The sequence below is a fragment of the Curtobacterium sp. BNK-1 genome (genome assembly GCF_048685235.1).
GTDB classification, from domain to species: Bacteria; Pseudomonadota; Gammaproteobacteria; order Enterobacterales; family Enterobacteriaceae; genus Pantoea; species Pantoea agglomerans.
This window is the reverse complement of sequence record NZ_JBLQTJ010000001.1, coordinates 1774600-1795616: the sequence shown is the minus strand read 5'-3', so window position 1 is coordinate 1795616 and position 21017 is coordinate 1774600. Positions and strand designations below refer to the sequence as shown.

At 57.9% G+C, this 21017-nt stretch carries 19 protein-coding genes; 12 read left to right on the top strand and 7 right to left on the bottom strand.

Annotated features, from left to right (window positions below; translation table 11 throughout):
* Window positions 1-9: 9 nt before the first annotated feature.
* The gene (locus ACMGGP_RS08540) at window positions 10-726 is read right to left on the bottom strand and encodes an ABC transporter permease (protein ID WP_010244807.1); all 717 of its coding nucleotides are present in this window, start codon (window positions 724-726) and stop codon (window positions 10-12) included.
* Window positions 727-1118: 392 nt separating this feature from the next.
* Between ACMGGP_RS08540 and ACMGGP_RS08535 the strand changes: the two genes are divergently transcribed.
* Window positions 1119-2585, top strand: a complete 1467-nt coding sequence (locus ACMGGP_RS08535) for an MDR family MFS transporter (protein ID WP_498798360.1) — start codon at window positions 1119-1121, stop codon at window positions 2583-2585.
* A gap of 39 nt (window positions 2586-2624) precedes the next feature.
* Here the strand turns inward: ACMGGP_RS08535 and ACMGGP_RS08530 are convergent, their stop codons facing one another.
* Window positions 2625-2921 carry a DUF1161 domain-containing protein gene (locus tag ACMGGP_RS08530; protein ID WP_033771805.1) on the bottom strand — a complete coding sequence of 99 codons (297 nt, stop codon included), beginning with the start codon at window positions 2919-2921 and terminating at the stop codon, window positions 2625-2627.
* A gap of 44 nt (window positions 2922-2965) precedes the next feature.
* Window positions 2966-3289, bottom strand: coding sequence for a DUF1283 family protein (locus tag ACMGGP_RS08525; RefSeq protein ID WP_010244816.1), 324 nt, complete (start codon window positions 3287-3289; stop codon window positions 2966-2968).
* Between the two features lie 277 nt (window positions 3290-3566).
* Here ACMGGP_RS08525 and ACMGGP_RS08520 point away from each other — a divergent pair, with 277 nt between their 5' ends.
* A complete protein-coding gene (locus ACMGGP_RS08520) occupies window positions 3567-3896 on the top strand; it encodes a YnfA family protein (protein WP_022625627.1) in 330 nt (109 codons plus the stop codon).
* A gap of 31 nt (window positions 3897-3927) precedes the next feature.
* Here ACMGGP_RS08520 and ydfG read toward each other — a convergent pair whose 3' ends face one another.
* On the bottom strand, window positions 3928-4674 hold the full coding sequence (gene ydfG / locus ACMGGP_RS08515) for a bifunctional NADP-dependent 3-hydroxy acid dehydrogenase/3-hydroxypropionate dehydrogenase YdfG (protein ID WP_010244822.1): 747 nt from the start codon (window positions 4672-4674) through the stop codon (window positions 3928-3930).
* 402 nt (window positions 4675-5076) lie between these two features.
* On the opposite strand from ydfG, the gene guaD reads away from it, so the two are divergent.
* The 5 genes from guaD to dcp all read left to right on the top strand — a co-directional run bounded on the left by guaD (window position 5077) and on the right by dcp (window position 13067).
* Window positions 5077-6405 (top strand): guanine deaminase, encoded by a 1329-nt coding sequence (gene guaD / locus ACMGGP_RS08510; protein ID WP_010244825.1) that lies wholly within the window; start codon window positions 5077-5079, stop codon window positions 6403-6405.
* Window positions 6402-7844 (top strand): xanthine dehydrogenase small subunit, encoded by a 1443-nt coding sequence (gene xdhA / locus ACMGGP_RS08505; RefSeq protein WP_498798359.1) that lies wholly within the window; start codon window positions 6402-6404, stop codon window positions 7842-7844. Before guaD ends, xdhA begins: the two co-directional genes overlap by 4 nt.
* Window positions 7834-10200: a xanthine dehydrogenase molybdopterin binding subunit gene (xdhB, locus tag ACMGGP_RS08500; RefSeq protein WP_498798358.1), complete on the top strand. Its 2367-nt coding sequence runs from the start codon at window positions 7834-7836 to the stop codon at window positions 10198-10200. The genes xdhA and xdhB overlap by 11 nt, the downstream gene beginning before the upstream one ends.
* A complete protein-coding gene (xdhC, locus tag ACMGGP_RS08495; RefSeq protein ID WP_346550983.1) occupies window positions 10187-10963 on the top strand; it encodes a xanthine dehydrogenase accessory protein XdhC in 777 nt (258 codons plus the stop codon). Before xdhB ends, xdhC begins: the two co-directional genes overlap by 14 nt.
* Before the next feature lie 61 nt (window positions 10964-11024).
* The gene (gene dcp, locus ACMGGP_RS08490; protein ID WP_498798357.1) at window positions 11025-13067 is read left to right on the top strand and encodes a peptidyl-dipeptidase Dcp; all 2043 of its coding nucleotides are present in this window, start codon (window positions 11025-11027) and stop codon (window positions 13065-13067) included.
* 540 nt (window positions 13068-13607) lie between these two features.
* On the opposite strand, the gene hpxO is transcribed toward dcp, so the two are convergent.
* Window positions 13608-14765, bottom strand: coding sequence for an FAD-dependent urate hydroxylase HpxO (gene hpxO / locus ACMGGP_RS08485; protein ID WP_061901435.1), 1158 nt, complete (start codon window positions 14763-14765; stop codon window positions 13608-13610).
* Window positions 14766-15384: 619 nt separating this feature from the next.
* On the opposite strand from hpxO, the gene ACMGGP_RS08480 reads away from it, so the two are divergent.
* The 5 genes from ACMGGP_RS08480 to ACMGGP_RS08460 all read left to right on the top strand — a co-directional run bounded on the left by ACMGGP_RS08480 (window position 15385) and on the right by ACMGGP_RS08460 (window position 19077).
* The gene (locus ACMGGP_RS08480) at window positions 15385-16566 is read left to right on the top strand and encodes a glycosyltransferase family 4 protein (protein ID WP_052271937.1); all 1182 of its coding nucleotides are present in this window, start codon (window positions 15385-15387) and stop codon (window positions 16564-16566) included.
* A 67-nt stretch (window positions 16567-16633) separates the two neighbouring features.
* Complete coding sequence (locus ACMGGP_RS08475) at window positions 16634-16879, top strand: hypothetical protein (protein WP_495919996.1); 246 nt, start codon at window positions 16634-16636, stop codon at window positions 16877-16879.
* A gap of 31 nt (window positions 16880-16910) precedes the next feature.
* The gene (ampC, locus tag ACMGGP_RS08470; RefSeq protein WP_498798356.1) at window positions 16911-18065 is read left to right on the top strand and encodes a class C beta-lactamase; all 1155 of its coding nucleotides are present in this window, start codon (window positions 16911-16913) and stop codon (window positions 18063-18065) included.
* A gap of 89 nt (window positions 18066-18154) precedes the next feature.
* Window positions 18155-18607, top strand: a complete 453-nt coding sequence (locus ACMGGP_RS08465) for an Xre family toxin-antitoxin system antitoxin (protein ID WP_010244850.1) — start codon at window positions 18155-18157, stop codon at window positions 18605-18607.
* Window positions 18607-19077, top strand: a complete 471-nt coding sequence (locus ACMGGP_RS08460) for an RES family NAD+ phosphorylase (RefSeq protein WP_010244853.1) — start codon at window positions 18607-18609, stop codon at window positions 19075-19077. Before ACMGGP_RS08465 ends, ACMGGP_RS08460 begins: the two co-directional genes overlap by 1 nt.
* A 39-nt stretch (window positions 19078-19116) precedes the next feature.
* Here ACMGGP_RS08460 and ACMGGP_RS08455 read toward each other — a convergent pair whose 3' ends face one another.
* Together ACMGGP_RS08455 and ACMGGP_RS08450 are read right to left on the bottom strand one after the other, a co-directional pair.
* Window positions 19117-20418, bottom strand: coding sequence for a glycoside hydrolase family 15 protein (locus ACMGGP_RS08455; protein WP_498798355.1), 1302 nt, complete (start codon window positions 20416-20418; stop codon window positions 19117-19119).
* Window positions 20411-20944, bottom strand: a complete 534-nt coding sequence (locus ACMGGP_RS08450; protein ID WP_498798354.1) for a trehalase-like domain-containing protein — start codon at window positions 20942-20944, stop codon at window positions 20411-20413. Before ACMGGP_RS08450 ends, ACMGGP_RS08455 begins: the two co-directional genes overlap by 8 nt.
* Between the last annotated feature and the right edge of the window lie 73 nt (window positions 20945-21017).

Below are 21017 nucleotides of genomic sequence, written 5' to 3'. Positions count from 1 at the left end.
TCCTTGTGGTCAGGCCGCAGCGTGCGGACTCAGAAAGCGGCCCAGCGCGGCCAGCATCATATCCAGTACCAGTGCCACCAGTGCAGTGGCGACGGCGCCGAGTATCAGCGTCGGAAAGTCATTCAGATAGATGCCCGGGAAGATCAGCTCGCCAAAGCTGCTGGCGCCAATCAGGAACGCCAGTGGGGCGGTGCCGACATTGATGGCGGTGGCGATGCGCACGCCAGAGAGGATGACCGGCAAGGCATTCGGCAGCTCTACCTGACGCAGACGCTGCCATTTGGTCATGCCGATGCCGTTGGCCGCCTCAATCAGCGACGGGGGAACTGCGCTCAGACCAGAGAAGGTGTTGCGGACGATAGGCAGCAGCGAAGCCAGAAACAGCGCAATCAGCGCCGGACGGTCGCCAATCCCGATAATAACCATCGCCAGAGCCAGTACCGCCAGTGGTGGCAGGGTGTTACCGACATTGAAAATCTGCATCACGTACTCTGCCCAGCGACGTGCAAACGGGCGACTTAGCAGGATGCCGCTGGGGATACCGACCAGCAAAGCGAACAGCATTGACCAGAAGACTAAGAAGAGGTGTTGTTGCCCGAGATAAAGCAGATCGACTTTACGTGCGACCAGCTGATCCCAGCCAAGGCCCCAGATCAGCACCGCGATCACCGCGACCACTGCAAGCAGTGCCAGACCGGCGCGTCGGGCCAGTGAAGCATTTTGCATAGGAGAATCTCCCTGATTACGATCTCAATTGTTATAACAACCATAAACAGCCCGACAGGTACGGCAAAAAATGCCGCCGCGCCCAATACCGAAACTGCGATAAAATGTAGATAAAATGACTGTTTACCCACTCTTTTTCAGTGAATACTGAATAAGATGGTGTAATGCTATAGCAGCCCTTTATTGCACAAGCCAGCTTTTAAGCCACAAATCAGAGAGATAGAAACAGGTTAAAATGGTGTTAAAGCCGCGTAGCCGCTGGGCTAATGCGACAATAAAAAATTTTCATCGACTTCTGGTGACACTGTCACAGAGGGCGCAGAAAATGCGCACGCGCGGGAAACTGCATTGTCTGTTTTTCAGCTAGCCTTGCAGATTAAAAAAGGAACCCTATGACTGAAAGCGCACAAATCCGGACCGGACATCGCCACTGGATCTTGATCGCCTGCATGCTGGCGATGTTTATGGCGGCCATTGAAGTCACTATTGTGGCCACCGCGATGCCCACCATCATTGCTGATCTCGGCGGTTTTTCGCAGTTTGGCTGGGTCTTCTCGATCTATCTGCTGACCCAGGCGGTCAGCGTGCCGCTCTATGGGCGGCTGGCGGATATGGTGGGTCGCAAAACGATGTTTTTTGTCGGCACTACGATTTTCCTGGTGGGGTCGGTGCTGTGTGGCTTTGCCCATACCATGACCTGGCTGATCCTGTTCCGGGCGTTTCAGGGCCTGGGGGCGGGGGCGATCATGCCGCTCAGCTCCACCATCGTGGCGGATATCTATTCGCCGCGCGAACGCGCCAGCGTGCAGGGCTGGCTCTCCAGCGTCTGGGGTGTAGCGGCGATAGTGGGGCCGCTGACCGGCGCGTGGCTGGTACAGCACTTTAGCTGGTCGGTGATTTTCTGGGTCAATCTGCCCATCGGCCTGATCAGCATGCTGATGCTGTGGCGCTGGCTACCGTCGCACCAGAAGGAGGAGAAGTCGCAGCCGCTGAACCTGGCGGGCAGCGGCTGGCTGATGCTCTGCGTGACGGCATTGCTGATTGCGCTGTTGCAGGCGGAACAGCTGGGCATCTGGCTGGTGCCGTTTCTGCTCTTCTCACTGTTCGCTGGCTGGCAGCTCAGACGCCACGAGCTGCATTCAGCGGCACCGCTGTTTCCGCTGATAATCTGGCGCAGCCGGCTTATCGTGGCGGGTAATGCGGGCAACCTCATCATCGGGGCGGCCATGATGGGCATCAGCGCTTTTCTGCCCACCTGGATTCAGGGGATCAGCGGCGGTTCACCGTTACAGGCGGGCAGTGTGCTGGCGATGATGTCGATTGGCTGGCCGCTGGCCAGCACCCTCAGCGGCAGACTGATGCTGCGCACCTCCTACCGCTTCACCGCCCAGCTTGGAGCGCTGTTGCTGGTGACCGGCAGTGCCTTGCTGCTGTTTTTACAGCCCGCAAGCTCACTCTATCAGGCGGGCTTTACGGCGTTTCTGATCGGTACCGGCATGGGAATGACCAGCACCACGTTCCTGGTTTCAGTGCAAAATCAGGCGGATTACCAGATTCGCGGCATCTGTACCGCTTCAATTATGTTCAGCCGGATGATCGGGTCGGCGGTAGGGACGGCGATCATGGGCGCGGTGCTGAATCTCAATCTGCAGTGGCGTTTGCCGCAGGTCGAGGATCCGGTGCAGAAGATTATGTCCGAACCCAGCCGTCAGCAGTTACAGCCGGAAACCCTGCAGCAGATGGTAGGGTCGATTGCCGTCTCACTGCACTGGGTGTTCGTGGTGGCACTGGTGATTGCGCTGTTTGCGGTGGGTGTGGCATGGATGATGCCGCGTCAGCGGCCGGAACAGGCGGACTAACAGGCAGGGCGACAGGATGTCGCCCTGATTTGAACAGAACTACTGGGCAGATGAGTCCTGCGAACTGCCGGCACTGGCAGGTACGCTGGCTTCGTTGTCACTGCCTGAGCGCTTATAAACAATTTTTTGTGTGTCGTTCTCACAATGTCCGACGACCTGGCCACCCGCCTGATCAACCTGATCGTTGGCGACGATGTCGAGACTAAAACCCGACTCAGGCACACCGTTCTGAATAATTTTCTGGCTGATTTCGGTTTTTACCGATTCACAGGATGCCTGCGCCATTAGCGGCAGAGCAAATAACGCCGCGCTTAACAAAACCCTCTGTAGCTTCATCACGTCTTCCTTATGTTAGTCGTCGTCATTACTATAGCTCAAATTTACGGCGCTACCGGGCGACCGGAACGGCGATCCAGACAACGCAGGGTGTTGGGCTCCCAGTATGCGTTGAGATTGAGGCTCTGCTCGCACTTGTCGCGGGTATCAAACGCACGATCGGTTTTATCAAACTCTTTTTCGACGCGGGTGTTCACTTTGTTGCGCAGCATGCGCGTGTCATTCCATTGCTCTTTATCCTGGCGCGCTGCTTCATTGCTCAGCGCGGAACTGCCATCTTCGATAATCAGACGATTAGTATTCGCAGTGGCAGTGAATGCCGCAGTGGAGAGGAGAACCATCAGCACGGCAGGGATCATTTTTTTCATCACACTATCCTTTAGTTAACGCAAACATCGCCATCCACGACAGCGGTTGCAGCGGGCATGCTTAGAGCCTGGCTCATCAGGGGTCATTGAGGCAGACAGTCTGGACACAGACAGCGCATGACAACCGGCGCGTACAGGGTGTACGTGAGGAGGATGAGCACTGCCCGGGTTCAGACGGACAAATAAAACAGCCTGATGGGCCTGGCTCTTAGTATATCATCGCCGTTTCTTTGCTCACCAGCAGTGAGTCGTTTGTTTACGTTAAGGAGAGGTAAGGATGCTGATTAAAACCGCCTTGCTGTTTTTTATTACCGCGCTGGCGGAGATTACCGGCTGCTTTCTGCCGTGGTTATGGCTGAAAAAAGGCGGGTCAGCCTGGTTGCTACTCCCTGCGGCAGCAAGTCTGGCGCTGTTTGTCTGGCTGCTGACGCTGCATCCCGCGGCCAGCGGACGGGTTTATGCCGCCTACGGTGGCGTCTATGTGCTTACCGCGCTGCTCTGGTTGCGGGTGGTGGATGGCGTGAAGCTAAGTGTGTGGGACTGGAGCGGGGCTCTGATCGCATTCAGCGGCATGCTGATTATCGTCATGGGTTGGGGACGCGGGTAACGCCAGCCGTGAGGGCTGGCGCTGCAGGGAGTTAAGGTTTATGCACTTTCAGCCCCGCCAGCGTCTGGCTGACCGGCATCATCTCAAGGCTATTGATGTTGACATGTTTAGGCAGTGTGGCCACCCAGTATACGGCTTCTGTCACATCTTCCGGCGTTAAGGCGGTAGCCCCTTCGTAGACCTGACCCGCCTTGTCATCATCGCCCTTAAAGCGCACGTTGGAAAACTCTGTGCCGCCGACCAGACCCGGTTCAATGTCGGTCACGCGCAGCGCGGTGCCGTGTAAATCGGTTCGCAGATTCAGGCTGAACTGGCGCACAAAGGCTTTGGTGGCGCCGTAGACGTTGCCGCCGGCATAGGGCCAGCTGCCGGCAATCGATCCGATATTGATGATATGACCGACATCGCGCTCCACCATCTGTGGCAGCAGGGCGCGGGTCATATAGACCAGGCCTTTGGTGTTGGTGTCGATCATGTTTTCCCAGTCTTCGACGTTGGCCTTGTGCGCCGGTTCGACGCCCAGCGCCAGACCGGCGTTGTTGACCAGCACGTCGATATTGCGCCATTCCGCCGGTAACTGCGCCACCGCCTCTTCAATGGCGGCACGGTTACGCACATCGAGCTGTACCGTATAAATATTCTCGCCCAGTTCATCCTTCAGCGCTTTTAAACGTTCAGCCCGTCGTCCAGTGGCAATCACTTTATGACCATTCTCAATAAAGCGACGGGTGATGCTTTGACCAAAACCGGCGGTCGCACCGGTGACAAAAATAATCATCTCACTGTTCCTTATGCCATTTTCAGAGTCGATGGCTTCACCATAGCATTTCATTTCCGCTTCTGCGCGTGGAAAAACTGCCTGACCTGTAAACGGATTTTAACGGGTAGCCAGCTGCGCCTTTTCAGGGCAGATTGCACCGTTAAAGGGCAGGTTTGCGGGTAACCCGCCATACTCAAAATGTTCAGGGCGCGCAATATTGAGTAGCAACCGTTTGCATCCGTTCCGCAAACGGTTGCTACGCCATCTCAGTCCTTATTTGTTGCGCAACTTCCCTCTTTTTAGCTTATTTAACTGATATTTAAACAATTTATTCTATTTTAATTCTGGCACGCAGGTTGCACAGGATTATTCAGATAATCCTCTGCAGATATAACATCGCGCTTTCAGAAAGGACTACCCATGCTTTCAGCAACCGACACGGCGATACGCGCCAGCTTCTTTGACTTTACCGGCGTGGTGGATCGTCCCGACGACCTGGCTGGCCAGGCCCGCTATCTTGAGGATGCGGTGCTGCTGCTGCGTGATGGATGCGTAGTGGGGCTGGATAGCTGGGAGAATAGCGAGGCGATGCTGGCGGGGCATCCGGTCATCGACCTGCGCGGCAGACTGATCGTGCCGGGCTTTGTCGATACCCACATTCACTATCCGCAGACAGAGATGATTGGCGCATTTGGCGAACAGCTGCTGGAGTGGCTGAATCACTACACCTTCCCGGTTGAAGCGCAGTATCACTGTCCCGATCATGCTGCGCGGATGTCCGCCTTCTTCCTGCATCAGCTGCTTTCCAACGGCACCACCAGCGCGCTGGTGTTTGGCACCGTCCATCCGCAATCGGTGGAGGCGCTGTTCAGCGCCGCCGAAGCGCTGAACATGCGGCTGATTGCCGGGAAAGTGATGATGGATCGCAATGCGCCCGACAACCTGATCGAAACCCCTGAACAGAGCTACCAGCAGACCCGGGCGCTGATTGAGCGCTGGCACCAGCGCGGACGCCTGAGCTACGCCCTGACGCCGCGCTTTGCGCCGACCTCATCCCCACAGCTGCTGGAAAAAGTGCAGCAGCTGCGTCAGGAGTTCCCGGATACCTGGCTGCATACCCATCTCAGCGAAAACCCGCAGGAGGTCGCCTGGGTCAAAGAACTGTTCCCGGAGCGTGAAGGCTATCTGGATGTTTATCATCATCACCAGCTGACCGGCCGCCGCAGCGTCTTTGCTCACTGTCTGCATCTGGAAGAGAACGAATGGCAGTGTCTGCACGATACCGATTCATCCATTGCTTTCTGTCCCACCTCAAACCTGTTTCTCGGCAGTGGCCTGTTTAACCTGAAACGCAGCTGGCAGCAGGGGGTGAAAGTGGGGATCGGCACCGATGTCGGCGCGGGCACCACCTTTAATATGCTGCAGACCCTGGGCGAAGCCTACAAGGTGGGCCAGCTGCAGCACTACCGGCTCAGCGCGGCCGAAGCCTTTTATCACGCCACGCTGGGCGGGGCACGTGCGCTGGATCTCGACCACGTCATCGGAAATTTCAACATCGGTAAAGAAGCAGACTTTGTGGTGCTGGACCCGGCGGTTTCTGCCCTGCAGCAACTGCGCATCGGCAACAGCAAAGATATCTGGGAAAAACTGTTTGTATTAATGACGCTCGGCGACGACCGCAATATTGCCCAGACCTGGGTAGCCGGTCGTCCGGTCTGGCAGCGCGACGCACAGGAGCAAGCCGCATGATCCAGTTTCTGTTAAATAACCAGCTGGTCAGCGAGAATGCGCTCGACCCCAACCTCACGGTACTCAACTACCTGCGCACCCGTCAGCAACGCCCTGGCACCAAAGAGGGCTGTGCATCTGGCGACTGTGGCGCCTGCAGCGTGACTCTGGGCAAAGCCGTCGGGGGAACAATGCAGTATGAAACGATCAACAGCTGCCTGACGCTGGTCTCCGCGTTACAGGGCAAGCAGCTGATTACGGTTGAGGATCTGCGTCACGGCCGCGCACTGCATCCGGCGCAGCAGGCGATGGTCGACTGTCACGGCTCGCAATGCGGATTCTGCACGCCAGGCTTTGTGATGTCGCTGTTCAGCCTGCAAAAAACCGCTTCGGGCTGGGATCGCCATCAGGCGGAAACTGCGCTGGCGGGCAACCTCTGCCGCTGTACCGGTTACCGGCCGATTATGGCCGCCGCCGAACAGCTCTGCTCGCAGCCGGTGACAGACCAGTTCGATCAAGGTGCCGCCGCAACCGTGCAGCGGCTTGAGGCGCTGGCAACCCCGGAGATGCAGGAATTAGGGGGTGAGGGCCGCCGTTGCTTCCTTCCCAAAACTCCGGCTCAGCTGGCGGCGATCTATCTGGCACATCCCGAGGCGAGGCTGATTGCCGGTGGCACCGATCTCAGCCTGCAGATTACCCAGCAGCATAAAAGAATACCGTTGCTGATTGCGCTGGAGCAGGTTGCCGCGCTCAAAGTCTGCAGCGAATTTGATGACCACTACCTGCTGGGCGCAGGAGCTTCGCTGCAGCAGGTCAGCGAATTTCTTGCCAGCCGCATTCCCGGCGTCAGCGAGATGCTGCAACGCTTTGCCTCGCTGCAAATCCGTCTGCAGGGCACATTAGGCGGCAACATCGGCAACGCTTCCCCCATTGGCGACGCCTCGCCGGTGCTGCTGGCCCTGAACGCCAGCCTGTTGTTACAGCGCGGTGAGCAGCAGCGCAGCCTGCCGCTGGATCAGTTCTTTACCGGCTATCGCCAGACCCGGCTCGAAAAAGGGGAGTTTATTCGCGCCATTCGCATCGATAAAGTGACGGTGTCACCTGATTTTGTGGCCTGGAAAGTGTCCAAACGGCTGGACGATGATATCTCCGCCGTGTTCGCCGCTTTTAATGTGCAGATTGAACAGGGCGTAGTCAGCAGTGCCCGCATCGCCTTTGGCGGCATGGCGGCAACACCGCAGCGTGCCCGTCACTGTGAACAGGCATTCATCGGTCAGCCGCTGAATGCCGTGACAGTGTCACGCGCAGCCGCGGCGCTGGCAGAGGATTTCCAGCCGCTCTCCGATTTCCGCGCCAGCAGTGACTATCGTCTGCAGGTCGCACGCAACCTGCTGCGCCGCTACTGGCATCGCCACAACGGCGAAATAACCTGTATCGAGGTGGCCCGCTATGTCTCATAACCGTCCTGAACTCAACGAAGAGGTCATTAAGGCGCAGTATGCCGCTGATTTACAGAGCGGCGTCGGTCGCAGTAACCGCCATGAGAGCGCGGAAAAACATGTCTCCGGCGAGGCGCGTTTTATCGACGATAAGCCGGAGCTGCCGGGTCTGCTGCATCTCTGTCCGCGCCTGAGTGAGTATGCTCATGCGCGCATCCTGCATATTGATGTGCAGCGCTGTTATGCCGTTCCCGGCGTCGTCAGCGTCCTGACCTGGCAGGATGTGCCGGGCATCAATGATGTCGGGCCGCTGGAGCCGGGCGACCCGCTGCTGGCCCATGACAAAGTAGAGTATCTGGGACAGATCGTGATCGCGGTGGCGGCGGAATCCCCCGAAGCTGCACGTCTTGGCGCGGCCGCTGCGGTAATTGAATATGAGGTGCTGGAACCGCTGCTGGATGTGGAACGGGCGCTGGCACAGGGCAGCTTTGTGCAGGAACCTCACATTCACCAGCGCGGTGATGTGGAAGCGGCCCTGGCGCGTGCGCCGCATCGGGTCAGCGGGGCGTTTCACATTGGCGGCCAGGAGCATTTCTATCTGGAAACCCAGACGGCAATGGTTATTCCCGGTGAAGATCAGCAGTTGCAGGTCTTCTCCTCAACCCAGAACCCCACCGAAGTGCAGAAACTGGTGGCGGAAGTGATGGGCATCAGCCTGAATCAGGTAACGATAGATATGCGCCGGATGGGCGGAGGCTTTGGTGGTAAAGAGACGCAGGCGGCCGGTGTCGCCTGTCTCTGCGCCATCGTGGCGCGACAGACCGGCCGGGCGGCGAAGATGCGGCTTTCACGTCGCGACGATATGCGCGTCACCGGCAAACGCCATCCGTTCTTTGTGCGCTACGAAGCGGGCGTTGAAGAGGATGGGCGTTTGTGTGGCATCAAAATCGATCTGGCCGGAAACTGCGGTTATTCGCTGGATCTTAGCGGATCGATTGTCGATCGTGCCATGTTCCACGCCGATAACGCCTATTACCTCGGGGATGCACGGGTAACCGGCTATCGCTGCCGCACGAACACCGCCTCGAACACCGCCTATCGGGGTTTTGGCGGGCCACAGGGCATGGTGGCGATTGAACAGATTATGGATCACATCGCCCGTGAGCGCGGGCTGGATCCGCTGGCGCTGCGCAAGCGTAACTACTATGGCAAGCAGGATCGCAACATCACTCATTACCACCAGCAGGTAGAGGATAACCTGCTGGATGAGATTACCGAACAGCTGGAGCAGAGCAGCGACTACCAGGCTCGCCGCGCAGAGATTAAGGCGTTTAATGCCCGCAGTCCGCTGCTGAAACGCGGTCTGGCGCTGACGCCGGTGAAATTCGGCATCTCCTTTACCTCCAGCTTTCTCAATCAGGCGGGGGCGCTGATCCTGATCTACACCGACGGCACGGTGCAGCTTAACCACGGCGGCACCGAGATGGGCCAGGGCCTGAACACCAAGGTGATTCAGATTGTCGCCGAAGTGCTGCAGATTGAGATCGATAAAATTCAGATCACTGCCACCGACACCGGCAAAGTGCCCAACACCTCGCCAACCGCGGCCTCCAGCGGGGCTGACCTCAATGGCAAAGCGGCGCAGAATGGTGCTGAGATCCTGCGCGACCGCATGACCGCAATGCTCTGCGAGCTACACCAGTGCGACGCGTCGGCGGTGAGCTTCCGTAACGGGGTGGTGCGCGCCGGGGATAAACATTACACCTTCGCCGAGGTGGCGAAGCTGGCGTGGCTGAATCAGGTGCCGCTCTCCGCCACCGGCTACTACCGCGTGCCGGGAATTCATTACGACCGGGTCGCGGGTCGCGGGACGCCGTTCTATTACTACGCTTACGGTGCAGCCTGCTGTGAAGTGGTGATTGATACTCTGACCGGCGAATCCCGCCTGCTGCGCGCCGACATTCTGCATGACGTCGGCGCCTCGCTGAATCCGGCCATCGACATCGGCCAGGTTGAAGGTGGCTTTGTGCAGGGCGTCGGCTGGCTTACCTGCGAAGAGCTGGTGTGGAGTGATAAAGGCCAGCTGCTGACCGATGGCCCGGCGAGCTACAAAATTCCTGCCATCAGCGACGTTCCGGCGGACCTGCGGGTCACGCTGGTTGAGAACCGTAAAAACCCTAAAGACACGGTGTTCCACTCCAAGGCCGTTGGCGAACCGCCGTTTATGCTGGGCATCGCAGCCTGGTGTGCCCTTCAGGATGCGGTCGCCAGCGTCTCCGACTACCGGCAGCACCCGCTGCTGGACGCGCCCGCCACGCCGGAGCGCATCTTCTGGGGCGTGCAGCGCCTGACGGGAGGGGTTGATGATTTATCATGACTGGATTGGCGTGCTGCATCAGTTGCGTGAAAAACGTCAGAGCTGCGTATTAATCACCGTGCTCAGTGAGCACGGTTCGGTGCCGCGCGACAGCGGCAGCAAAATGGTGGTGACGCAGCAGGAGAGTTATCTCACCATCGGTGGCGGTCATCTGGAGTTTGAGTGCATCGCCCAGGCCAGGGCGATGCTGCAGAGCGGGGCGGTTGCGCCACACACCGAGGATTTCAGCCTTGGCGCGCGGCTCGGACAGTGCTGCGGCGGCAAAACCACGCTGCTGTTTGAGCCGCTGCTGCAGGCGCAGCCGGAGATCTATCTTTTTGGCGCAGGCCATGTGGGACAGGCGCTGGTCAACCTGCTGTCAACGTTACCCTGTCACATAAACTGGATTGATAGCCGTCCGGCGCAGTTCAGCCACGTTCCCGCTGGCGTGATGACAATGCAGCCGGACGACCCACTCGACTGCGTAGCACAGGCACCCGCAGGCAGCTACTTCATCATCATGACCCATCATCATCCTCTCGACTTCGAACTGTGCGAGGCGGTGCTGAAGCGCGGCGATTTCCGCTATGCCGGGGTGATCGGTTCTGAAACGAAAAACCAGCGTTTCCGCTACAGGCTGGCGGGCAAGGGTGTGGCGAACGAACCGCTGGCGCGCCTGCGCTGTCCGATTGGCCTGCCGGACGTCAAAGGCAAGCTGCCCGCCGAGATTGCGGTGGCGATTGCCGGTGAAATCATCAGCGTTTATCAGCAGCACGTCGCCTGAGTTGTCGCTTTCGCGGCAACCTGTCAGGATAAGACTTTGCGATGCCCACCAGGAGCGAACCATGAACGCCCGTCAGAATCCCTTCTTTAGCGTCAGCACACTGCCTTACCAGACTCCTCCTTTTGACCAGATTGAGGAGCAGGATTTTCTGCCCGCGCTGCAGGCGGGCATTGAGGAGAAGCGTCAGGAGATCGAGGCGATCGCACTGAACAGCGACGCGCCCAGCTTTTTCAACACTTATGAGGCGCTGGAGAGGAGCGGACAACTGCTCAACCGGGTGAATCTGGTGTTCAGTGCCATGACCTCGGCGCATACCAGCCCGTATCTGCAGCAGGTGGATGAGGAAATTGCGCCTCAGCTCACCGCGCTCAACGATGACATCATGCTTAACCGCCCGCTGTTTTCGCGGCTCGATGCGGTCTATCTGCAGCGCGCTAAACTGGATGCCGAATCAAAACGGCTGGTCGAGGTGATCTGGCAGCGCTTTCAACTGGCGGGGGCTAATCTGCCGGAAGCGCAGAAACAGCAGCTCAAGACACTGAATCAGGAAGCGGCCCGCCTCGGTACCCGCTTCACCAACAAATTGCTGGCCGCCACTAAAGCGGGCGGGCTGGTCGTCGATGATCTGCAGAAGCTGGCGGGACTCTCACCGGCCGATCTGGCGGTGGCGCAGGCGGAAGCGCAGGCACGCGGACTGGAAAAGCACTGGCTGCTGGTGCTGCAAAACACCACCCAGCAACCCGCACTACAGAGCCTGGCCGATCGCGCAACCCGTGAAGCGCTGTTTAAGGCGGGCGTGACGCGCACTGAAAAAGGCGATGAGAACGACACCCGCGAGCTGGTATTACGTCTGGCGCAGGTCAGGGCCGAGCAGGCGCGGCTGCTGGGATTTGCCAGCTATGCCGAGTGGAAGCTACAGGATCAGATGGCCAAAACGCCTAAGGCGGCGCTGGCGTTTATGCATAACATCGTGCCTGCCGCGCGCGGTCGTGCGGAGCGTGAAGCGGCGGCTATCCAGCAGACCATCGACCAGCAGCACGGCGATTTTACCCTGCAGGCCTGGGACTGGCGTTTTTATGCCGAACAGGTGCGGCGTGCCCGTTACGATCTGGATGAGAGCCAGATTAAGCCCTACTTTGAACTGAATTCGGTGCTGCAGAATGGCGTGTTCTGGGCGGCGACGCAGCTCTATGGCATCCGTTTCACGCCGCGACAGGATCTGCCGGTTTACCATCCCGACGTCCAGGTCTATGAGATTTTTGACGCCGATGAGACCCCGCTGGCGCTGTTTTACACCGACTTCTTTAAGCGCGACAGCAAAGGCGGCGGTGCCTGGATGAGCAACTTCGTCAACCAGTCCACGCTGCTCGACAGCAAACCGGTGATCTACAACGTCTGTAACTACACCAAACCGCCAGCCGGTGAACCGGCGCTGCTAAGCTGGGACGACGTCATCACGATGTTTCACGAGTTCGGTCACACGCTGCACGGTCTGTTTGCCAGCCAGCGCTATCCGAGCCTGTCGGGAACGGAAACCCCGCGCGATTTCGTCGAGTTTCCTTCGCAGATCAACGAGCACTGGGCCAGCGAGCCAGCGGTGTTCCGCAACTACGCTCGCCACTATCAGACTCAGGCGCTGATGCCCGCTGAGCTGCATGAAAAAATCGTCCGGGCCGCCACGTTCAACAAAGGCTACGAGATGAGCGAGCTGCTGGCTGCCGCGCTGCTGGATCTGCACTGGCACAGCCTTAACCGTGATTCCGCGCCGCAAAGCGTGGAGGGATTCGAGCAGCAGGCGTTACAGAGCGATAATCTGGCGCTGACGGCGGTGCCGCCGCGCTATCGCTCAAGCTATTTCCAGCACATCTGGGGCGGTGGCTATGCAGCAGGTTATTATGCCTATATCTGGACGCAGATGCTCGCCGACGATGGCTATCAGTGGTTTGCGGAACATGGCGGACTGACGCGCGAGAACGGCGACCTCTTCCGACAGAAAATTCTGTCCCGGGGGAACAGCAGCGATCTCAAAACACTGTATGAAAGCTGGCGGGGCGGGCCTCCGCAGCTGGAGCCCATGCTGAAAAATCGTGGTCTGGCGGATTGATAACAAAAAGGGCTGTCACGCTGACTAATGCTGGTCAGTGAAGATTAGCCTTGTAAAGGCTGTCACGGTCAAACGTGGCAGCTTTTTTTCCGGGCGAACGAGCCGCAGTGCGGGCCAGCGCACCTCTGCTGCTCCCTGGCTGGCCCCGACCTGTCCACGCTTCCCGGCGTGGACTTCTGGCCCACCGTCACGCCTCAGCGCTGCGGTTAGCCCTTTCAGCAGCAGAGGCGCTCAGGCCTCCACTCTCGTGCCCTTTTTAACAATACACACTGAAGTTTCAGAGCAGGCTGGTGCCGGGCAGGGGCAGGCAATCCGCAGCGCTGAACAGAATGAGTCTGCCAGGAGAGCCCGCAGGACGCGGGCGAAAGGCGGGGCGGCACAGGATGTGCCATCCCCGGCGGTCCGTCAGGCAGAGGAATGAAGTGAAGGGACCGCGCAGCGGCGCGAGGACCGCCAGGCCCTGTCCGGCACCAGACTGCGCTATCACCTGTCGCTTAACTGACTGGCATTAGTCACGCTGACAGCCCTTTTTGATTGGTTTTAGCCCAGCGGGCCACCTTCAATGGTTTCGCACATTCCGGCCAGCACCCGTTCACCGGTTTCGCTTTTCAGAGAGTCATACCATTCTGCCGTGATTGCCGGATCGCGCGCATGGGTGACGTCACAGCGTTTGCGCGCTTTCAGCACCAGATCTTTTACCCGTTCAACCCGTCGCGCCTGATAGCGCAGCAGTGCATCTTCAATACCCAGTGAATGAGAAGCCAGCGTTGAGGCCAGTACCACGGCATCCTCCATCGCCGCGCAGCCGCCCTGGCCGATATCGGGCGTGGTGCTGTGGGCGGCATCGCCCAGCAGGGCCACACGTCCTTTAACAAAGCGGCTGAAAGGTTCAATGTCGTGGATCTCAACCCGATTGGTGGTGTCAGGATTGATTGCCGCGATCAGCTGCTGTACCGGCTCCGCCCAGCCCTGAAAATAGCCGGTTAAGTCCGCTTTCACCGTGCTGCGATCCTGCGGCAGTCCCTTCGGCAGCGGCACATCAAAGAAGAAGTAGAATCGATTGCCGCTGACCGGCATCAGCGACACCCGCTTGCCGTCACCGACAAAGGTGGTCCACTGATCGGCGGGCGCAATCCTCTCATCTATAGTGACCAGGCCATTCCAGTTAACGTAACCGGCGTAACGTCGTTCAAGCTTCTGCTCCAGCACATACTCGCGGATCACCGAATGGGTGCCATCGGCGGCAATCAGGAAATCGCCGGTGGCCTGAGTGTTGTCGGAAAAGGTGGCAATCACGCCACTGCCGGTCTGCTCGACCTGGATCACCCGCTTACCAAACTGCACCCGTTCACGCCCGAAGGTATCAATCAGCATCGCCTGCAGTTCTGCCCGCGCCACCGGACAGGGATATTCGCCAACCTGCTGCACCAGCGGTGCCATACTGAAGCGGGTCAGGGGCGCGCCGGTGGTGCCATCGTGATAGGCCATATAGGCCATGTTCCCGCCCAGCTCACGCAGCGCGGTTTTCATGCCCAGCGCATTCAGGCATTTAACACCGTTGGGCCAGATGGAAATCGCCGCGCCGACGGGCTTCATCTCCTTTATGGCTTCAAAGACCTCAACGTCAATTCCGGATTTCTCCAGCGCAATGGCACTACTCATGCCGCCTATACCGCCACCAATCACGATTGCTTTCATAATGCTCTCCTGTCTGCATAGGTCACTTCCTGCAACTTTTGTACCAGAGAGGGGGTTGTAGAGCGCCTCATTTAAATAATGATGTAAATCATATACTTAATTAATGACAGGAGGCGCATGGCACCCGCTTGCCTCTTAAGCAGTTGCACTGAATTGTGGCAAACGGGCGTGCAAAAAGGGTGCGGCTATAACCGTACTGCATCATTTGTTTCATTATCGCCCGTCTGTGTCTGTGTTAATCATCAGCCAGTGGAACGCGCCGGGCACTTTTCAGCATGGTCATTCTTATTACTTTAAAAGTTATTAACTAAAATCCTCATCCGCTTCGCTAATATTCCTGACAATTAATTAAACATTTACATAACAACTGGCGCGAATATTTCCCGGAAAATAATCGTTATATTCAATAAGGGGTTAGCCTGACACAGTTAAACACACCTGTTAATAAAAAATGCAAATTCATAACCAGACACAATTGTGTCTGTTTTAGCACCGTGCGCAATCATTAGCAAAAGCGTTCAGGCCGCGTCATTACGGGCTTTTAGGATATTGCTCAGACCCGCCAGTCACGATCACGTGATATAGATCACTCCGGACACAAGGACTCTGGAAGGCGAACATGAAAATTGGAATCACGAATAACCAGTATCCGGAGCAGCGTAATATCTTAGTTAATCCGGATAACGAATATATCAATCTGAAAAAGAGCAATCTGTTCTACTTTATTAATCCGTTACGAACCCGATTGCTCAAAAAAAATAAAACCTTTGTCTTTCAGCCTGTGCCTTTTTCAGGGGCATCGCGGGCTGACATCCTGCATCTGTTCAATGAAGTGGCGATAACCCATCAGAAGTGGGTCGCGTCGTTTGAAACGGAGCTGCCGCGTGTGCTGCCGGTGGCGGGCGTCGCCAAGCAGGATAACCCCGAGCTGAAACGCCTCATTCCTTATCTGTTAAAAGATAACTGCCTGGGGTTGATTGCCATCTCAGATGCCACCCTGAACATTCAGATGAAACTGTTCAGGCCGGATATTGCCCAGCAAATCCGCCGTAAAACCCTGGTGCTGCATCCGCCGCAGAAGCTGTTTGTCCAGCAGAAAACGCCGCGTCAGCCCGGTATTCTGAAACTGACCTTTGCCGGTAACGAGTTCTACCGCAAAGGCGGGGCTGAAGTCGTGCTGGCGATCAGTGAGCTGATTGAAGAGCGCAAACTGGAAGAGTCGCAGCTGGATGTGCAGCTGATTGGCGATCTCGCCAAGCGTCGTAACGTGGCGCACCGCCAGTTCCAGGATGATGAGACGTTCTATAGTGGCATTGAGAACCGCATCAAACGCTATCGCTGCTTCACGCATCATTCACAGATGGATAACGGCGCCCTGATGCAGCTGTTCCGCCAGAGCGATGCCGGACTGCTACCAACCTGGCAGGAGACGTACGGTTTCTCGGTACTGGAGATGCAGGCTAACGGCTGCCCGGTGATCACCAGCAACGTGCGCGCGTTGCCAGAGATTAATCCTGCCAGCGCAGGCTGGGTGATTGCGAGTCCGCTGAACGCTGACCGTGAATACAGTATTACCTCGCCAGAGCAGAAAACGCAGTTGCGTCAGTCGCTGGTGGAGGGGCTGAAATCGATACTGCTCGCTATTATCGAACGTCCTGAGATGCTGCAGGAGAAAGGTGAGGCGGCGATTCTGCGCATCAAAGATCAGCATGACACCCAGCGTTACATTGCCCGGCTCAACGATATCTACAGCCGTGGCGTGATTAATGTCACTCAACATCCCCCTGTGGTCTCAATTTGATTAGATTTCTCTGACGGGGCGCGCCAGACTGGCCATACTTAGTGCAGCGTCCCTCTGGAGAACTCTTATGAAAATGATCATCAGCCTGCTGCTGTCCGGATTACTGGGCAGCAGCGCCTTCGCTCAGCCCGCACCGCTTTTTCCGGCCCGCGCGCCCCTGGCACAGCTGACGCCCGTCGCTGCCCGCTGCGATGCCTCCGCCTGTCAGACCAACTGCTACACAGAACAATCGCACTGCAACACCCGGGACAACGGTGGCTGCAGTTCTCAGGCTCAGATGTGCGTGCAGGCCTGTGCCGACCAGTGTAAATAATTTAATTCAGTGAAGAATCCCTTAGTTGCCAATGAAAAAGTCTTTGTTTTATCTCGCGTTATTCTCTCTTTCTGCCAGCTGTGTCGCCGCCGATCTCTCTTCACAGCAGGTTACTTCTCTGGTTAAAGCCGCGATCGAACCGCTGATGGAGCAGCAGGAGATCCCCGGCATGTCGGTGGCGGTGCTTTACAAAGGCCGGGCGCAGTTTATGAACTTCGGCGTGGCCGATCTCGAATCACGCCGCCGGGTCACGGAAAACACGCTGTTTGAGCTGGGCTCCGTGAGCAAAACGTTTACCGGCACCCTGGCTGGCGTCATGATCCGCAACGGCGAAATACGCCTTAACGATCCGGTGCAGAAGTACTGGCCGCAGCTGACCGGTGAGCAGTGGCGTCCGGTGCGGATGCTGCATCTGGCGACCTATACCGCGGGCGGCCTGCCTTTACAGTTGCCGGATGACGTCACCGATCAGGCTTCGCTGCTGCGTTTCTATCAGGAATGGCAGCCAGAGGCAGCGCCCGGCACGCTCCGGCAGTACTCTAACGCCAGCATCGGTCTGTTTGGTTCGCTGATGGTGAAAGGGGATTATGAGCAGGCGATGGCGCGAAATGTGTTTCAGCCACTGCGTCTGACGCGCACCTATATCACCGTGCCGCCCTCGATGATGCTGGACTACGCCTGGGGCTATAAAAATGGCCAGCCGGTACGGGTCTCACCCGGCATGCTGGATGCAGAAGCCTACGGCGTTAAATCCACCGCGCGTGACATGCTCACCTTTATGCAGGCAAATGTGGATCCTAACCGCCTCTCTTCGGGGAATGCCGTGCTGCGTAATGCCATTCGCACCGCGCAGGCGCGCTACTTCAAAGTCGGCACCTTGTTTCAGGGACTGGGCTGGGAGATCTACGACTGGCCGGTGACTGCCGACACGCTGATGGGCGACAGCGATAATGGTGTTGCGCTGCAACCCCGCCCGGCAACGCTGCTCAATCCGGTCGGGCCGTCGCAGAGCGCCAGCTGGGTGCATAAAACCGGTGCAACCAATGGTTTTGGTGCCTATATCGCCTTTATTCCTGAGAGGAACAGCGGCGTCGTGATACTCGCCAACAAGAATTACCCTAATCCGCTGCGTATAAAGGCGGCGTGGCAGATTCTGCAGGCGTTACAGCAGGAGAAGCCTGAGTAACAGGCATCACGCTTGCTCAGCTACGGGGTAAAGCTGGCACCGCCTGTTCATTTGCGCTAAAATAAAAATCAAATGAACAGGAGGCTGCTATGTCTATCGCCATCTACACACCCGCTCAGCATCGTCGCGACAATTCGCTGCTGCATGCCCTGAATCTGCCGGAAACACTGCCTGATGCGCACCAGCGTATTGCGGTAGGGTTCAGCAGCGGCGTGCTGAAACGCACGGCGTCGTTGTCCACCTTTGACGAGGGCTGGCTGTGCCGTCTGGCGGGCATTGATCGCACCACCTACAACCGCAAAGTCAAAGATCCGCAGCAGACCTTTTCGCCCGATCAGAGCGGACGGATCTACATGCTGATCCGCGTCCTCTCTGCCGCCAGCAAACTGTTCCGCGACGACAGGCAGCGTCTGGTGCAGTGGCTGGAAACGCCCGCCAAAGCGCTGGGCGGTAAGAAACCGGCGGAGATGACCACCACGGTGGCGGGTGCAGAAGCGGTGATTAACCTGATTGGCCAGCTTGAGCATGGCGTGATTACCTGATGGCAGTACGTTTCTTTCGCCTGGTGAAGAGTGAGTATGCGATGAGCGCCTTTGATGGTTTTGGTGCCCGCACTTACGGGGGGCGCTGGAATTCCGTGGGAACGGTCTGTGTCTATATGGGATCAAGCCGGGCGCTCTGTGTACTTGAGGCGCTGGTTCATCTCACCATTCAGGATCTGTCACACGACTACTCAATGCTGTCGATTAGCGTCCCTGAATCGCTGATTACCGAGCTCTCGCTGGCGGCACTCCCCGATGACTGGCAGGCCGATCCTGCGCCATCGTCCACGCGGCAAATTGGTGACGACTGGCTTGCCAGCCCGGATAACGGCCTGGTGCTGAAGGTACCGAGCACGCTGACCGGCGAGTGGAATGCGCTGTTCAATCCCCGTCATCCGGCAGCGGCTGGCATCATTAGTAAGGTGGTGGTGGAGCCATTTTTCTTCGACCCGCGTTTCAGGCTGCAGTAGGGCGCGGATTCGCCACTTTCCTCACCGCAACATCTCACATCACGCAGGCGCCTGCGATTCTGATAGCGCCTGCGCCGCGCAGATCAGCGCCAGATGACTCAGCCCCTGCGGCATATTGCCGCGCCAGCTCTGGCTGCGGACGTCATACATCTCATTGAAGATATCGACGTTACCGTGGCCGTTCAGCGTAGCCAGGATCTCCTGCATCGCCTGTTCTGCCTCATCCGTCTCACCTATCTCTGCCCAGGCTTCCACCAGCCAGAAGGCGCAGGCGAGAAAGGTACTCTCTTCTTCTCTGACCCCGCTGTAGCGATAGAGCATGGCGCTGCCGTCACCCAGTTTTTGCCGGATAGCACGGTAGGTCGAGAGCATCCGCTGCGGATTGACCGCGTTGCCGTAGCTGTGAACCAGCGCCAGCGACGCGTCGAGGCGATCGTCACTGCCGGCGTAAAAGAGATAAGCCTGCTGTTGCTCTGACCAGCAGTGAGACTCAATCCAGTCGCGGATACGGTCACGTTCCCGCTGCCAGCGTCCCAGCCAGGTCGGTTCGATATGCTGGCTTTCTGCCAGCGCCACCGCCCGATCCAGCGCCATCCAGCAGGCCATTTTGGAGTGGGTGTAGTGTTGCAGCTCCGGCAGCTCCCAGATGCCGCAATCCTTCTGCCGCCAGTGATCGGCGCAGCAGTTCGCCAGCTCGCCCAGCATGCGCGAGGTGGTGATATCCAGCACGTGTCCCGCCTCGATAAAATGCTGGGCTGTCACCAGCATGTCGCCATACATACTGAGCTGCAGCTGGTCACGGGCATTATTGCCGACCCGCACCGGCTGAGAGTTCTGATAGCCGCTCAGCGGCGGATAACGCTCGGCGGGGACTTCATCACCATTCAGGGCATAGCAGGCGCGCAGCCTGACGCCATGGCGCATGATAGTCTGCGACAGCCAGGAAAAGGCCGCCTTACAATCTTCCAGCGCCCCGAGATAGACGAAGGCTTTAATAATCAGGCAGGCGTCGCGCACCCAGGCGTAGCGGTAATCATAATTTTTCTCGCCGCCGATCCCCTCCGGCAGGGAGGTGGTGGCAGCAGCAGCCAGTGCGCCGGTCGGGGAGTACCAGAGAAACTTCAGCGACAGGGCTGAGCGCTTCACCAGCGTCGGGTAGCGGCCCTCATAACTCAGGCTCTCCACCCAGCTGGTCCAGCCGGTGTGGCTGGTTTCAATCCGCTGATCGATAGCCTCCAGCGGCGGCACCGCCAGTGGCTCTTTCTCGGTCACCAGCAGCGCGCAGAGCGAGCGGGAACCGGCATAGGTACGCAGCGTAGCGCAGACCTGCTCATCATCCATCCAGCTCTGTGATCTGAATATCTTCGCTGGTGCGCAACATCGCCATGATCTCCGCGATGTGAAACACCTTGCCTTTCTCATTATCGGCCACCCACGGTGAACGGGTTTCGGCGGCGGTGCCGAAGCGCAGGGTGATCGCTAATTCCACTTCACCGCTGACACCCTCTATGCGGCGAGCCAGTTCGCACCAGGGCAGACGGCCCGCCAGCGTGCTGTTAATCGATTCGGTCAGCAGCACGGTGCCGTCACGGGTTTCGAAGCGGGTCTCCAGCACATTGCTGTTATCGCGGTAGCGGCGTGAGACCTGATAAGGCGCACGCGGGACAATCTGGAAGTAGCCACCGAGTCCGGCATCAAGCAGGCGATCAAACAGGGGCTTTGCGTCGAGATTGGGCACACACCACCAGTCAATTGAACCGTCCGGCGCAATCAGCGCGACTGAACGGCCTTCACCAATGGCGGCATAGTCACCCAGGCCCGCAAAGCCCTCTTTTCTGACCGGCGAATGAAAGATCGGGTTTTCCATAATCTGCTTCCTTATATCACGGTGGCGAGGTTTCTTAAGCGGGGCAAAAGCGGGACAAAAAAATGGCCGCATT

What these genes read in the sequence shown, in the direction of transcription:
- ACMGGP_RS08540 (WP_010244807.1), bottom strand. Translation starts at nt 726, where the DNA reads ATGCAAAATGCTTCACTGGCCCGACGCGCCGGTCTGGCACTGCTTGCA.
- ACMGGP_RS08535 (WP_498798360.1), top strand. Translation starts at nt 1,119, where the DNA reads ATGACTGAAAGCGCACAAATCCGGACCGGACATCGCCACTGGATCTTG.
- ACMGGP_RS08530 (WP_033771805.1), bottom strand. Translation starts at nt 2,921, where the DNA reads ATGAAGCTACAGAGGGTTTTGTTAAGCGCGGCGTTATTTGCTCTGCCG.
- ACMGGP_RS08525 (WP_010244816.1), bottom strand. Translation starts at nt 3,289, where the DNA reads ATGAAAAAAATGATCCCTGCCGTGCTGATGGTTCTCCTCTCCACTGCG.
- ACMGGP_RS08520 (WP_022625627.1), top strand. Translation starts at nt 3,567, where the DNA reads ATGCTGATTAAAACCGCCTTGCTGTTTTTTATTACCGCGCTGGCGGAG.
- ydfG (WP_010244822.1), bottom strand. Translation starts at nt 4,674, where the DNA reads ATGATTATTTTTGTCACCGGTGCGACCGCCGGTTTTGGTCAAAGCATC.
- guaD (WP_010244825.1), top strand. Translation starts at nt 5,077, where the DNA reads ATGCTTTCAGCAACCGACACGGCGATACGCGCCAGCTTCTTTGACTTT.
- xdhA (WP_498798359.1), top strand. Translation starts at nt 6,402, where the DNA reads ATGATCCAGTTTCTGTTAAATAACCAGCTGGTCAGCGAGAATGCGCTC.
- xdhB (WP_498798358.1), top strand. Translation starts at nt 7,834, where the DNA reads ATGTCTCATAACCGTCCTGAACTCAACGAAGAGGTCATTAAGGCGCAG.
- xdhC (WP_346550983.1), top strand. Translation starts at nt 10,187, where the DNA reads ATGATTTATCATGACTGGATTGGCGTGCTGCATCAGTTGCGTGAAAAA.
- dcp (WP_498798357.1), top strand. Translation starts at nt 11,025, where the DNA reads ATGAACGCCCGTCAGAATCCCTTCTTTAGCGTCAGCACACTGCCTTAC.
- hpxO (WP_061901435.1), bottom strand. Translation starts at nt 14,765, where the DNA reads ATGAAAGCAATCGTGATTGGTGGCGGTATAGGCGGCATGAGTAGTGCC.
- ACMGGP_RS08480 (WP_052271937.1), top strand. Translation starts at nt 15,385, where the DNA reads ATGAAAATTGGAATCACGAATAACCAGTATCCGGAGCAGCGTAATATC.
- ACMGGP_RS08475 (WP_495919996.1), top strand. Translation starts at nt 16,634, where the DNA reads ATGAAAATGATCATCAGCCTGCTGCTGTCCGGATTACTGGGCAGCAGC.
- ampC (WP_498798356.1), top strand. Translation starts at nt 16,911, where the DNA reads ATGAAAAAGTCTTTGTTTTATCTCGCGTTATTCTCTCTTTCTGCCAGC.
- ACMGGP_RS08465 (WP_010244850.1), top strand. Translation starts at nt 18,155, where the DNA reads ATGTCTATCGCCATCTACACACCCGCTCAGCATCGTCGCGACAATTCG.
- ACMGGP_RS08460 (WP_010244853.1), top strand. Translation starts at nt 18,607, where the DNA reads ATGGCAGTACGTTTCTTTCGCCTGGTGAAGAGTGAGTATGCGATGAGC.
- ACMGGP_RS08455 (WP_498798355.1), bottom strand. Translation starts at nt 20,418, where the DNA reads ATGGATGATGAGCAGGTCTGCGCTACGCTGCGTACCTATGCCGGTTCC.
- ACMGGP_RS08450 (WP_498798354.1), bottom strand. Translation starts at nt 20,944, where the DNA reads ATGGAAAACCCGATCTTTCATTCGCCGGTCAGAAAAGAGGGCTTTGCG.